Source organism: Clostridium sp. LXY-7, assembly GCF_056172015.1.
This window is the reverse complement of the sequence record NZ_JBLLJL010000002.1, coordinates 882,278-894,675: the sequence shown is the minus strand read 5'-3', so window position 1 is coordinate 894,675 and position 12,398 is coordinate 882,278. Positions and strand designations below refer to the sequence as shown.

The window sequence follows — 12,398 nt, the reverse complement described above, 5'->3', positions numbered from 1 at the left end:
TAACTTATATTTAATTAATATTGGTATTAGGAGATAGATATGAGTGTAAGAGTTATAGATTTAATTAAAAATTATAATCTAGAAATATTGGTAGAAGGGGACCTAAGTTCAGAAATAACTATTAGTGATATAAATAGACCAGGGTTACAATTTGCGGGATTTTATGAGTATTATGATAATGAAAGAATTCAAATTGTAGGAAAAACTGAGTGGAGTTATTTAGATTATTTAGATAAGGATACTAGAGTAAGAAGATTAAGAAAGTATTTCTCATACCATATACCTTGTTTAATAGTAACAAGAGGATTAATTCCACATGATGAATTCTTAGAAGAAGCTAGAAATAATAAGGCTATAGTATTAAGAAGCAATATAAAATCTACAAGGTTTGTCAGTAAAATAATTAATTATTTGGAGTCGGAGCTGGCACCCGAAACTAGGATGCATGGTGTACTGGTAGATGTATATGGTATAGGTATTTTGATAACAGGGGAAAGTGGAATTGGAAAAAGTGAGGCAGCTTTAGAGTTAATAAAAAGAGGTCATAGATTAGTGGCTGATGATGCTGTAGATATTAAAGAAATTGATGGGTATCTAAGAGGAACGTGCCCCTATATAACCTTTGGGATGTTAGAAGTTAGAGGTATGGGAATAATTGATTTGGCTGCTATTTATGGAAGTAGCTCAATTATAAGCACAAAGAAAGTGAATCTGGTAATTTCTTTAGTTAACTGGGATGGGAAAGATGATTATGATCGATTAGGATTAGATAAAGACTATATAGAGATATTAGGTGTTAATATTGAAAAAATAGTATTACCATTAAAACCAGGAAGAAATATTGCTGTAATTATTGAAGCAGCAGCAGCAAATTTTAGATATAAAGCTACTTCTAATTTAACAGCAGTGGAAACTATTGAAAAGCGCATGGAGAAAATTAATAACATATAACACATTTTGGAATAAAAATACTTTTCAAAATATCAATTGTAATTAGAGTGAATTTTTAGTAAAATAACAATATGAATAGTAGGTAGAAGGAGGGAATGGCATGGAAAAATTAAAAAATTTAGAAAAAAAGTATACCTTAGCTTGGGATAAATACTCTAAAGAGGATTTAGAGAATGTATTTCAATTATCAGATAGATATATAGACTTTATGTCAAAATGTAAAACTGAAAGAGAATGTGTAGATGAGTTTATAGTTCTAGCTGAAAAAGAGGGTTATAAGGATGTAAATTCTTATATTGAATCAGGGAAAAAACTACAGCCAGGTGATAAAGTATATGCTAATTGTATGGGGAAAACTTTAGCATTATTCTTAATAGGTAATGAACCTATTGAAAAAGGATTTAAAATATTAGGAGCTCATATAGATTCTCCAAGATTAGACTTAAAACAAAATCCCCTTTATGAGGATTCTGATATAGCATTACTTAAAACACACTACTATGGTGGAGTTAAAAAATATCAATGGGTTACTATACCACTGGCAATACATGGAGTTGTTATTAAGAAGGATGGACAAAGTGTAAACATTGTAATTGGAGAAGACGATAAAGACCCTGTAGTTGGAATATCAGACTTATTAATTCACCTTTCAGCAGATCAAATGGCAAAAACTATGGCTAAGGGTATTGAAGGGGAAAGTTTAAATGTATGTGTTGGAAGTATGCCTATTGAAGATAAAGAAGAGAAAAATAGAGTTAAGTTAAATATCTTAAGAATGCTTAATGAGAGATATGGTATAACAGAGGAAGATTTCGTTTCTGCTGAGCTTGAAGTGGTTCCAGCAGGCAGAGCTAGAAGTTATGGATTAGATAGCTCTATGGTTATGGCATATGGACATGATGATAGAATATGTGCTTATACATCTTTTGAAGCAATGATGAAAATAAAAGAAACAGATAAGACATGCATTACATTATTAGTAGACAAAGAAGAAGTAGGAAGCCAAGGTGCTACTGGTATGCAATCAAGATTCTTTGAGAATGTAGTTGCTGAAATTGTGAACTTATCAGGAGAATACAGTGATTTAAAAGTTAGAAGAGCATTAGCTAATTCTAAGATGTTATCTTCGGATGTAAGTGCTGCTTTTGATCCAAATTATCCATCAGTAAGTGAAAAGCAAAATAATGCGTTCTTTGGTAAAGGAATAGTATTTAATAAATATACAGGTGCTAGAGGAAAAGGTGGCTGCAATGATGCTAATCCAGAGTTTATAGCAGAATTAAGAAGAATTATGGATAAACATAATATATCATGGCAAACATCTGAGCTTGGAAAAGTAGATCAAGGTGGCGGTGGAACTATAGCTTATATATTAGCTGAGTATGGAATGGAAGTTATAGATTCTGGAGTAGCTCTTCATAACATGCATGCACCTTGGGAAATAGCTAGTAAGGCTGACATATATGAAACTTGTAGAGGATATGAAGCTTTCTTAAAAGAAATATAAAGAAATAGGATAATGGAGAAATCCATTATCCTAATTTTTTTATGAAATTATCAAATTGTGTTGGAGTAAGTGAATATTGACCAATAAGTCCATGGGAATTATCATTAGCTATGCCATGAAAATCAGAGCCTCCTGTTATCACAAGGTCATGGGCTTTAGCAATATTAATAAATTTAAATTCATCTTCAGATGAATTTTTAGGGTAAATACCTTCTAATCCATCCACTCCAAGGGATATTATATGATCCAGGGAAGACTTTTTTATTAATACAGGGTGAGCTAAAGATACCACAGCATTATATGATTTAAGAAGTTGAACCCCTTGTTTAGTTGAGATTTTTTTGTTTGCCACATATGCAGGGCTTTCTTCATTGATTATATTTTCAAATATGTAATCATGAGAGAAATCATAACCACTATTAATGATTTCTTTTGCAATATGTGGTCTTGCAACTACATTATTATGTATTAGATTATTATAATCTATTTCAATGTTAAAGTGGATTTTTAATTTTTTGCAAATTTCTTTAGCTCTATATATTCTAAAATCCTTTAACTCTTTAAGGTAATTTTGTAAAGATGGCTCTTTGTAACTTTCATCTTTAAAGTAACCTAATAAATGAATACTTTCATTGTTTTCTAAAGTTGATAACTCAATACCGGGGATTACTTTAATATTACATCTATTTCCCAAAATAATGGTTTCATCCACACCTTCAGTAGTATCGTGATCTGTTAAAGAAAGAACCCGTACATTATTTTTATTACATAGGGTTATAAGTTCTTTAGGAGTATAGGTTCCATCAGAGTATGTGCTATGACAATGTAATTCAGTTTTATACATGCGATACCTCCTATAAAAGTCATTTAAAAATCAAGAAATTCTAATTTTAAGATGATTATTGAGCTGCTATTTATTAGCTTGAACAATCAGTGAAAGATGATAAAATAAGAATTTCATTTTACAGGACTAATAAAAAAGTCCCAAAAAGGACTTTTATTCTTTAGTATAGTATTTACATAGACCATATATATTATAAGCGAGGGGTATATTACTAATGTCTACATAATCCACAGAGAATTCTCCATCCCAGCTATATATGCTAACATATTTTTCATTATACACATTGACTACATATTTACAGGTATTTAGAGTTATAAAAACCTTATATTTAGAGGTCTCAGGTAGATCCTCAGGCCTATTAATAACATCTTCATTTTTTATAGAAGTTATGAAATTTATTATATCCTCATAATTTTCAGTTTGTATAGTAAATTCCTTGAAAAATTCTCTATAAAAGATAGAAATATTTTTTATATCATTGTCTTTAATTGAAGTTTGTAATGATTGAGTATAAAAATTTTCACTAGGTTTAGGCTCATTTAAAAAGGTTTTGACTCTATTGCAACCACTGAAAATTACTGTAAATATAATTATTGATGCTATTAATTTTAAATATTTTTTCAATTTTATCATCCCCTTTATTCATTATAACCTATGAAATTAAGAGGAATTTTAGTACTATTAATTTAGGAATTTTTTTAAATTTAAAGTGTACTGTGGTATAACATGATGAAAAATTATTTAAAATATTTATAACCTATGGATAAATAATAGGAAAAATATAATGAAGTGGGCATTTAGTGATTTTTATATAACGATTTATTAGCCTTTAATGCTATATACATACAGTATAACATAACTTTTAATATTTATATTAAAAAATTTAATATATTACTTAATAATAGTATATAATCTTATTATAAATAGTCTATGAGAGGTGATAGTAATGTTTATAATTGATCGATTTGAGCACATATATGCTATATGCGAAGATGAAAACAAGACTATGCATAATATCTTAAGAGAAGAATTACCTAAAGATGTTAAAGAAGGTGATTGTATAGAGAGGGTTAATGGAAAATATACTGTGAATGAAGAGAAGACTAAGTTATTAAGACAAGAAGTAGAAAAGCTTATAGAGGACATGTGGAAATAAATATTTTAATTTTAACATATAACTCTTTATTAAGTATTTTTCAGATTTTTTCATATGAATCTTTACAAATCTATGATGGAGGTGAACGGTGAAATCTAAATAGGCAGCTTACTCAATCATTGATGTAAAACTGCCATATATTAAAAAGCGCTATTATACAAATATAGGTGCTTCAATTAAGGTTGCAAAAATAAACTGATGTACATGATCATCAATACAGGTAGTAGTTCCAGATACAAAGTGAACATGTCTTCCATCACCAACAGGAATTGCAGGACCAGTTGTAACTTCAATTTGGTGAAAATGATCAAAGAAGTCTGTTTTTGTTTTTATAAGGTGAACGTGACTTTGACCTAGAGGAATTGCTTCGCTACTAATTCCTGCGAAACGGTGGTTATGAGCATCATCTGATTCAAGTTCAGCCAACCTAGTACTACCTAAGAATTCATGGACATGAAGTTGCTGTATTTCAGGACAAGTCATAAAATCATCTCCTTCATTGTTTTCATAGTATATAATATCTAAATAGAGATGAAATGGTGAAGCTTTGTTGTATAAAATGTTTTACACGAAAATTTCAAATGTAAGTGGATAATAATAAAAGTTAATAATGAGGAATAAAAAATGTATAAAAGAACATGATAAAACTAAAGAGGTGAAATTATGACTAACAAACGCAAGGTTACAAACAAACAAATGGCTGCATTAGGTTTGAGAAAGACAGAGAATGGAGACTATGACTATATTGATCCAAATGAAAAGGAAAGGTCGAAATATAAATCTGTAAGAAAGGAGTCTAAGTAAGACTCCTTTTTAATATAAATTACAATTAAGTTTCTAGATTATTACAATATATATAAACCAATATTAAAAAAACCTCGAATTTATCAAGGTTTTCATTATATTTATATTAAAATATGTGTTATTAGGTCAAAATAGATGCAGGTAACATTATGCTCATTATCGGGACACGGCATTATGCTGGCGAGTGTATACAAAGAATGTAATAGAAGCAGTTAATAGCGCCAATGAGATCAAAACTGTAAAAATACTATATGTTTGCCAAACAAGTAACGTTGACCAATCGTATCTGAAGAGCATTGGGAAAACCCAGCACATAATGCATATGGCAACAGTAACCATTAGCCAAACAACGGTTATGAGTATTCTCTTTTTTGTTATTGATTGCCGCTCATTCATTTTCTTTCTGCGTAACCCCAAAATAAAGAAAATGATAGCCAACAGGCAAACAATAATTGTGGTAAACGAAAGAATGATGTCCAAAAGCTGTATGCCACTTATTTTATACGACTGCGTAAGATTGCCGTCCAATATATCTTTAATGCTTTTTACCAGACCGATATTGGTATTAGCGCCGTTGGTTAGCAGGCAGAAGGCTGTTCGTTTATTTGGAAGTATTACCACTTCGGTTGAGAAATTGGGATTGCCCCCCGAGTGCTCAATAATTGTTTTGTCAGCGTTCACAATCCATCCAGCTGCATAATACATTCCATTGACATCCGGAACAGATACGTCTCCATGATGTGATTTCATGATAACCGCTTTAAATACTTCAGGTATATCCTGTACACCACCCATCTGTATGTTCATCCAATGCGCCATATCCTTTGTACAGGACATGATATATCCCGCCGGTTTGTTACCGGCATAATCCGGCGCGTCATATGGGCTTGTTATAAAAAAAGAAGATCGGTAGCCCTGCGCCAGTTGCCCGGTTGCTTGGGCTTCTTCTTTATAAACATAAGTATGATATAAGCCCAAGGGGCGAAATACCTGCTCCGTCATAAAGCTTTCATAGCTTTGACCAGACACAACCTCAATAACCAAACCTAATACATCATAATTGACAGTTCCATACTCGTATTGCTCACCGTGAGGAAATGCCAGTTCAGCATCCACCAATGCTTCCACGGTTTTTCGCAACATATCTGGCGTACTGCCTTGCGGGATGCTTTGAATATGCTTTCGATTTGTCAAGCCGCTGGTATGGTGCAGAAAGTGATTGAGTGTAAGGCTCTGCATATCAACGGGCATCCCTTTATACTCCATCGTAAGCCAAGGCAAATATTTCTGAACAGGGTCGGTCATGGACAGTAGTCCCTGCTCCTCTAACAATAAAATGCCCACACCAGTAAAAGCCTTACTAACCGAAGCCAGCTCGTATAGGGTGTTTTCACTCGCAGGCAACCTTTTCTCACGGTCTGCGTAGCCAGAGGAAAAGTAGAACATTTCATCTCCGGCGATTATAGAAATTGACATACCCGGTACACCAGATATACGACAGGCATCATCCAGCAATGTTTGTATTGCCACAGATTGTGCGTCCGATAGCGCATAAACCGGTGTTGCGAATCCTGTGAATAGTATAAGTGATGCTAGCATGGTAACGATGATCTTTTTCATTGAGACCTCCATTATAAAAAATGTCTGTACGGATAATATAAATTATCTTCAACTTAGTATAACATAAAAAATTAGGACAAAACATATGCCATTTTGCATCTGTTTTGTCCTATCATTCTGGTGCCGATGGCGAGATTCGAACTCGCATGGTTTCCCGCTTGATTTTGAGTCAAGTGTGTCTGCCGTTCCACCACACCGGCTTAGTACATTAAGAGTTTAACATATTTTTATTACTTTTTCAACATATTATAGAAAATTTATTTAATATATTGAAAAAGTAATAAAAATTCTACATTTAACAAGACTATATTATGAAATTAAGTTGATTAGGACCTCATATTAGTACTGGTGACTTATTATATAAAATTATTTCAGAAGTTAAAAAGTTTATTTGATTTACATAAATACACGTATTGAATTTTAATATGTATGTAATATAATAGGGATGGACATATAATTTTAAGGTTTAAAGTTATACTATGAAGAAATGGGGAGTATCAAATGCAAAGAATACTAGAGAATATCGTTGATGAGTGTAAAAAGTGGACCAATAGAGGTGAGGTTGCATCCTACATTCCTGAGTTAGCTAAGGCTAATTCCAATGTACTAGGTATTTGTGTAACGACGCTTGAAGGAAAAGAGTATTTTGCTGGAGATTATGATACAAAATTTACTATACAAAGCATATCTAAGGTAGTAACTTTAATGCTTGCTATTTTAGATAATGGTGTAGAGTATGTATTTTCAAGAATAGGGATGGAACCTACAGAATCTGGCTTTAATTCTATAATTAACTTAGAAACCCATGAGCAGAAAAAACCACTAAATCCTATGATAAATGCAGGTGCTATTGCTACTGTATCTTTAATTGGTGGAGATACTGCAGAAGAGAAGTTTGATAGAATATTAAACTTTACAAGAAAGATAGCTGGTAATGATGATATTCATATAAATACTGAGGTTTATACCAGTGAAAAAAACACTGGGGATAGAAATAGAGCCTTAGCATACTATATGAAGGGCAATGGAATTATTGAAGGGGATGTAGAGGAGATTCTAGAAGTATATTTTAAAGCTTGCTCCATGGAAGTAACTTGTAGAGATATAGCAAGAATAAGTGCAATGTTAGCTAATGAAGGGTTAATACTTAATAATGAAAGAATAATATCAAGAGAAGCATGCAGAATAATAAAAACTATTATGGTAACCTGTGGTATGTATGATGCATCTGGAAAATTTGCAGTACATATTGGAATTCCGGCTAAAAGTGGAGTTGGTGGTGGCATAATGGCAGCAGTACCAAGACGAATGGGAATAGGGGTTATTGGACCAGCTTTAGACAATAAAGGAAATAGTATAGGTGGAATTAAAGTTTTAGAAAAGCTTTCTCACGAATTAGATTTAAGTATTTTTTAAAATGTTATATAATATAATTAAATACGCCTAATAGGCGTATTTAATTATATTAATGTAATACAGAGAGATTTACATAATAGAACTATTGTAAATAATATAGACAATAATTATAGGAGTTAACTAAATAAATATTCTATGTTAAAGTTTATTAAATGGTAACTGAGAATTTATTGAATTATGAGAACTAAATATTTAAAGGAAGTGATAATATGAATAAACCTAAAGTAGTGATCTTAGATGGGAATAGCTTACTTTATAGAGCCTTTTATGCAATACCTGAACTTACAACTAAAGAGGGTATTCATACAAATGGAGTATATGGCTTTTTAAACATGCTTTTCAAAATTAAACAGGAAATAAATCCGGATTACATAATTACTGCTTTTGATAAATCTAAAAAAACCTTTAGACATGATGAGTATGAGGACTATAAAGCAGGAAGAAAGAAAACACCACCAGAATTGGTCATGCAATTTCCAATAATTAGAGATGCATTGAATAAAATGGGAATAAATATATTTGAAATCGATGGATATGAAGCAGATGATTTAATTGGAACAATATCATTAATAGGTGAAGAAAAAGACATGGAGGTATATGTAGTTACTGGAGATAAAGATGCTCTTCAACTAGCTAGTGATAATGTTAAGGTAGTTATAAATAAAAAAGGCATCACTGAAACCGAAATATATGACAAAAATAGGTTTATAGAAGAATTTGGAGTGACACCTACTCAGTATATAGATGTAAAAGGTCTTATGGGAGATAAATCTGATAATATTCCAGGGGTACCTGGAATTGGGGATAAAACTGCCTTTAAACTTATAAAAGAATATGGATCTGTGGAAGGAGTATTAGAAAATATACCTTCTATTAGCGGTAAAAAATTAAAAGAATCCTTAATGGAGTATAGTGAGCAAGCTATACTTAGTAAGAGATTGTCAACCATAGTTAGACATGTGCCCATTGACATAAGTGAAGAGGATTTAATGGCTAAAGGAACGTTTAATTATAGACAAGTGAAAGAATTATTTTTAAAGCTTCAATTTAAATCCTTATTAGACAAGATTGATAGAGAGTATGCAGAAGAGATTGCAGAAAATAAAGAAGAGAGTAAATTAGTAGAATATACTAGTATAAATACTATAGAAGATTTTGAAAAAATAATATCTACTATAAAGGATAATCTATTTATAAAAATATACACAAATGGAGACCATACTTTCTCAGGAATATCTATGGTTAAGATAGGAATTAATATTGATGGTAAGGTGTTCTTAATAGATTTTAATGAGATAACTAAGAATAGCGAAGTGAAATTTATAGAGTCATTAAAGAGGATTTTAGAAAATAAAGAAATTCCGAAGATAACTCATGAGGCTAAACAGGCATATACTTGCTTATATAAACTAGGTATAGACTTAAACACAGTACAATTTGATTGCGAGATTGCAGCCTATCTTTTAGATTCTTCTCAAAGCGAATATACTATAAAAAATATATTGTCTAAGGAAGTTGGAAAAGACTTTTCTGGAGAAGGAGATGAACTTATTGCTAATGAAGTATACTTCTTACCTGCTATATATGAAGTGTTAAATAAGTCTATAAAAGAAGAGCAGATGGAATACTTACTATTTAATGTGGAGCAACCTCTTACTAAAGCTATTTCTCAGATGGAGTGTGAGGGCTTTAATATTAATAAACAAGAATTAGAAGATCTAGCAACTAAATTTAAAGAAGAAATAACTACTATAACTCAAGAGATATATAATTTGGCAGGAGAGGAGTTTAATATTAATTCTCCAAAGCAATTAGGAAAAATTCTCTTTGAGAAATTAGATCTACCAGTAGTTAAGAAAACTAAAACTGGATATTCTACTAATGCTGAAGTTTTAGAGACTCTTAAAGATAAGCATGAAATAATAGAGAAGATATTATATTATAGACAGATATCAAAGTTGAATTCTACTTATGTAGAAGGGCTTAAAAATGTTATTGATAGCGATGGAAGAATTCATTCAAATTTTACTCAGACTGTTACAACTACAGGAAGATTATCTAGTACTGAGCCTAATCTTCAAAATATACCTATAAAATATGAAAATGGTCGTGCTATAAGAAAGGTATTTGTGCCACATAATGAAGATAGTGTAATTTTATCTGCGGATTATTCACAAATAGAATTAAGAGTACTTGCCCATATTTCGGGAGACGAAAATCTTATTAAAGCATTTAATAGTAGCAAGGATATTCATACTTCTACCGCATCAGAGGTGTTTGGGGTTCCTATAGATCAAGTGACAAAGACCATGAGAAGTAATGCTAAAGCTGTAAATTTTGGAATAGTGTATGGAATTGGAGATTTTAGTTTAGCTCAAGATTTAGGAATAACAAGAAAAGAAGCGAAGGAATACATTGATGCATATTTAGATAGATATAAAAAGGTTAAGGATTATATGGAAAATGTTATAGAAGAAGGAGAAAAAAATTCTTATGTAACAACTCTACTAAATAGAAGAAGATTTATTCCAGAGATAAAATCTTCAAATAAAATACTTAAGGCTTTAGGTAAAAGATTGGCAATGAACGCACCTATTCAAGGTACTGCAGCAGACATAATAAAGCTGGCTATGGTAAATGTAAATAATAAAATTAGAGAAAATAAGCTTAAAAGCTCTTTAATACTACAAGTTCATGATGAATTGATACTAAATGTTTATAAACAAGAGTTAGAGGATGTAAAAAAACTTATTAAGGAAGAAATGGAAAATGCTTTAGAGTTGAAGGTTCCTTTAGAAGTGGAAATATCCACAGGAGATACTTGGTATGAGGCAAAATAATATTTTGAAAGTAGGGCTTACTGGGGGGATAGGATCTGGTAAGAGTACTGTAAGCAATATATTTCATGAGAAAAAAATACCCATCATTGATGCAGATAAAATTGCTAAAGAGGTACTACATAAATATCCTAGTATATTAAAAGAAGTAAAGGCAGTTTTTGGTAGTGAATTTTTTAATGAAAATGGAGAATTTATAAGAAAAAAATTTGGCAACTATATATTTTCTCATAAGGATAGGAAAATAGAATATGAGAAAATAATTATGCCCTTTATTAAAAAAGATATATTTCATAGTATAGAAGAATACAATATAATGAATGAAGGTATATGTGTAATAGATGCCCCTACACTTATAGAGAATAATTTACATAAATTTATGGATAAGATTATAGTGGTAACTACAGAGAAGCAGATACAACTTCAGAGAATAATGAATAGAGATAAGTTTACAGAAGAGGAAGCTAGAATTAGGATAAATAGTCAACTTCCCATAGAGTATAAGTGTGAACTTGCAGATTACATCATATATAATAATGGAACTATAGAAGAAGTTTATGAGGAAGTAGATCATGTTATAAATGAATTACTTAAATTTAGGGGGAAAAATGCTGAATAGAAATAAAAAAGTAGTATGGATTTTGATAGTTTTTTTAGTAATATTAGTGGCTAATTTCAAGAGTTTAGCAAAAGCTGTTTATCCCATAAAATATAAAGAGCATATTTTAGAATATAGTGAAAAGTATAGTTTAAATCCTAATCTAGTAGCTGCCATAATAAAAGCAGAAAGTAAATTTGATGTAAATGCTAAATCCTCTAAGGGAGCAATGGGGGTAATGCAAATAATGCCAGATACTGGAGAATGGATAGCAGAGCAACTGGGAATTGAAAACTTCACTATAGATATGTTGTATAACGAAAAAATTAATATAGAAATGGGCTGTTGGTATTTAAATAATTTAAATACTGAATTTAAAGGGAATTTTCAACTAGTGGTAGCTGCGTACAATGGAGGCCCTGGAAATGTAAAAAAATGGTTAAAAAATGAAGAGTATTCTAGAGATGGAGTTAGTCTTCAAAATATACCATTTAAAGAAACAAATAAATATGTGAAAAAGGTTAAGTTAAATTATAAAATATATGATTTTCTTTATAAGTTATAGAGTTTTGAGCTAAGGATTAGAAATTTTATCATAAACTTAATATAAAGTTAACTATAGGTTAGATAAAACAATTATATTTAATCATGGTAAAAAGTATATA

Annotated in this window: 12 protein-coding genes and 1 tRNA gene; 8 read left to right on the top strand and 5 right to left on the bottom strand. The window is 30.9% G+C overall.

The features are described from left to right. Positions 1-39 precede the first annotated feature (39 nt). Together hprK and ACI48Q_RS11335 are read left to right on the top strand one after the other, a co-directional pair. Complete coding sequence (hprK, locus tag ACI48Q_RS11340; protein ID WP_474919189.1) at positions 40-951, top strand: HPr(Ser) kinase/phosphatase; 912 nt, start codon at positions 40-42, stop codon at positions 949-951. Between the two features lie 100 nt (positions 952-1,051). Further along, positions 1,052-2,458 (top strand): aminopeptidase, encoded by a 1,407-nt coding sequence (locus ACI48Q_RS11335; RefSeq protein WP_474919188.1) that lies wholly within the window; start codon positions 1,052-1,054, stop codon positions 2,456-2,458. Positions 2,459-2,483: 25 nt separating this feature from the next. Here ACI48Q_RS11335 and ACI48Q_RS11330 read toward each other — a convergent pair whose 3' ends face one another. Beyond that, positions 2,484-3,302: a PHP domain-containing protein gene (locus tag ACI48Q_RS11330; RefSeq protein ID WP_474919187.1), complete on the bottom strand. Its 819-nt coding sequence runs from the start codon at positions 3,300-3,302 to the stop codon at positions 2,484-2,486. Between the two features lie 153 nt (positions 3,303-3,455). Next, positions 3,456-3,926 carry a DUF4883 family protein gene (locus tag ACI48Q_RS11325; protein WP_474919185.1) on the bottom strand — a complete coding sequence of 157 codons (471 nt, stop codon included), beginning with the start codon at positions 3,924-3,926 and terminating at the stop codon, positions 3,456-3,458. A gap of 322 nt (positions 3,927-4,248) precedes the next feature. Between ACI48Q_RS11325 and ACI48Q_RS11320 the strand changes: the two genes are divergently transcribed. Beyond that, positions 4,249-4,458, top strand: a complete 210-nt coding sequence (locus tag ACI48Q_RS11320) for a DUF3006 domain-containing protein (protein ID WP_474919184.1) — start codon at positions 4,249-4,251, stop codon at positions 4,456-4,458. A 153-nt stretch (positions 4,459-4,611) separates the two neighbouring features. On the opposite strand, the gene ACI48Q_RS11315 is transcribed toward ACI48Q_RS11320, so the two are convergent. Further along, positions 4,612-4,941: a YmaF family protein gene (locus ACI48Q_RS11315; RefSeq protein ID WP_474919183.1), complete on the bottom strand. Its 330-nt coding sequence runs from the start codon at positions 4,939-4,941 to the stop codon at positions 4,612-4,614. Positions 4,942-5,121: 180 nt separating this feature from the next. Between ACI48Q_RS11315 and ACI48Q_RS11310 the strand changes: the two genes are divergently transcribed. After that, positions 5,122-5,262 (top strand): hypothetical protein, encoded by a 141-nt coding sequence (locus ACI48Q_RS11310; protein WP_474919182.1) that lies wholly within the window; start codon positions 5,122-5,124, stop codon positions 5,260-5,262. A 156-nt stretch (positions 5,263-5,418) separates the two neighbouring features. Here the strand turns inward: ACI48Q_RS11310 and ACI48Q_RS11305 are convergent, their stop codons facing one another. After that, on the bottom strand, positions 5,419-6,882 hold the full coding sequence (locus ACI48Q_RS11305; protein ID WP_474919181.1) for a serine hydrolase domain-containing protein: 1,464 nt from the start codon (positions 6,880-6,882) through the stop codon (positions 5,419-5,421). Between the two features lie 118 nt (positions 6,883-7,000). Beyond that, positions 7,001-7,082 (bottom strand) — tRNA-Leu (locus ACI48Q_RS11300). 301 nt (positions 7,083-7,383) lie between these two features. On the opposite strand from ACI48Q_RS11300, the gene glsA reads away from it, so the two are divergent. The 4 genes from glsA to ACI48Q_RS11280 all read left to right on the top strand — a co-directional run bounded on the left by glsA (position 7,384) and on the right by ACI48Q_RS11280 (position 12,298). Continuing rightward, entirely contained in the window at positions 7,384-8,298 is a 915-nt protein-coding gene (glsA, locus tag ACI48Q_RS11295; RefSeq protein ID WP_474919180.1) for a glutaminase A, read from the top strand. Between the two features lie 209 nt (positions 8,299-8,507). Next, positions 8,508-11,138, top strand: coding sequence for a DNA polymerase I (gene polA / locus ACI48Q_RS11290; protein ID WP_474919179.1), 2,631 nt, complete (start codon positions 8,508-8,510; stop codon positions 11,136-11,138). 1 nt (position 11,139) lies between these two features. Next, the gene (gene coaE, locus ACI48Q_RS11285; RefSeq protein ID WP_474919525.1) at positions 11,140-11,754 is read left to right on the top strand and encodes a dephospho-CoA kinase; all 615 of its coding nucleotides are present in this window, start codon (positions 11,140-11,142) and stop codon (positions 11,752-11,754) included. After that, a complete protein-coding gene (locus ACI48Q_RS11280; protein WP_474919178.1) occupies positions 11,744-12,298 on the top strand; it encodes a lytic transglycosylase domain-containing protein in 555 nt (184 codons plus the stop codon). Before coaE ends, ACI48Q_RS11280 begins: the two co-directional genes overlap by 11 nt. Positions 12,299-12,398: the final 100 nt, after the last annotated feature.

Excerpts from the sequence above, each read along its gene's own strand:
- hprK (WP_474919189.1), top strand. The coding sequence starts at position 40 with ATGAGTGTAAGAGTTATAGATTTAATTAAAAATTATAATCTAGAAATA.
- ACI48Q_RS11335 (WP_474919188.1), top strand. The coding sequence starts at position 1,052 with ATGGAAAAATTAAAAAATTTAGAAAAAAAGTATACCTTAGCTTGGGAT.
- ACI48Q_RS11330 (WP_474919187.1), bottom strand. The coding sequence starts at position 3,302 with ATGTATAAAACTGAATTACATTGTCATAGCACATACTCTGATGGAACC.
- ACI48Q_RS11320 (WP_474919184.1), top strand. The coding sequence starts at position 4,249 with ATGTTTATAATTGATCGATTTGAGCACATATATGCTATATGCGAAGAT.
- ACI48Q_RS11315 (WP_474919183.1), bottom strand. The coding sequence starts at position 4,941 with ATGACTTGTCCTGAAATACAGCAACTTCATGTCCATGAATTCTTAGGT.
- ACI48Q_RS11310 (WP_474919182.1), top strand. The coding sequence starts at position 5,122 with ATGACTAACAAACGCAAGGTTACAAACAAACAAATGGCTGCATTAGGT.
- ACI48Q_RS11305 (WP_474919181.1), bottom strand. The coding sequence starts at position 6,882 with ATGAAAAAGATCATCGTTACCATGCTAGCATCACTTATACTATTCACA.
- glsA (WP_474919180.1), top strand. The coding sequence starts at position 7,384 with ATGCAAAGAATACTAGAGAATATCGTTGATGAGTGTAAAAAGTGGACC.
- polA (WP_474919179.1), top strand. The coding sequence starts at position 8,508 with ATGAATAAACCTAAAGTAGTGATCTTAGATGGGAATAGCTTACTTTAT.
- ACI48Q_RS11280 (WP_474919178.1), top strand. The coding sequence starts at position 11,744 with ATGCTGAATAGAAATAAAAAAGTAGTATGGATTTTGATAGTTTTTTTA.